The following is a 786-nucleotide window of genomic DNA, read 5'->3' as shown; positions in this document are numbered from 1 at the left end:
TTTATATTAGTTTAATACGGCTTATTTATCTTAGTTTGTTTATTGAATTTACTAGATAAAAATCTATTTTGTTTATTTGGGTTTGTTATTAAATTTATAAAAGCCTTGATTTAGGCAGTTGTGGATTGTTGCTTATTTATGGTTATTGGGTTTAGTTATAAATTTAACTCTTTATTTTATGGCTCAAGTTTGGTTATAAATTTAAAAATTTCATTACTTGATTATAAATTTAAACATATGTTTTTATGATTCAAAATAGGATATAAAATTTAATCTTGAGTTTGAAATTCTTAGGTTTAGTTATAAATTTAACTCTTTATTTTATGGCTCAAGTTTATTATAATTTTGAGCCATATTTATAAATTTATGCTTATTGTGTTGGTTAAATTAATTATAAATTTAACTCTTTATGTTCACTATTAAAATCTAAACTCTACGTTAAATCCTGTGCTTAAGCCTCTTTTTTTGCCACTTAAGCCTTGAATTTGCAAATCAAAAATCAAAGGCGTAAAAGGTGTAAATTTAAGTCCAAGTTCTCCTGAAATTGTGTTTCCTTTTAAGCTTGGTGATTGGATTGATTTTTGCTTAGTTAAGTTTGTGGCTTTTACTTTTGAGGCAAATTCTCTCTCAAATGAAGCCCCTAAATACGCAGTTAGTGAGTCTGTTAGAGGTTTTGAGTATCTTGCTCCCATTTTGGCCCTGATTGAGTTTGTGGAATGGAATTTTATCTCATCACTGGATAATTTTATTTTGTCTGAATTTAGGCGAGTTAGGTATAAATTTGTG

Annotated in this window: 1 protein-coding gene; it reads right to left on the bottom strand. The window is 27.0% G+C overall.

Features of this window, described 5'->3' with window-relative positions; translation table 11 throughout:
• Nucleotides 1-419: 419 nt before the first annotated feature.
• A partial coding sequence (locus tag F1B92_RS08490; protein WP_154571413.1) for an autotransporter domain-containing protein occupies nucleotides 420-786 on the bottom strand: 367 nt, incomplete at its 5' end.

It is taken from the genome of Campylobacter portucalensis (genome assembly GCF_009690845.1).
Lineage (GTDB): Bacteria > Campylobacterota > Campylobacteria > Campylobacterales > Campylobacteraceae > Campylobacter_B > Campylobacter_B portucalensis.
Note: the sequence above shows the minus strand (reverse complement) of the source record. Positions and strands in the feature narration are given on the sequence as shown.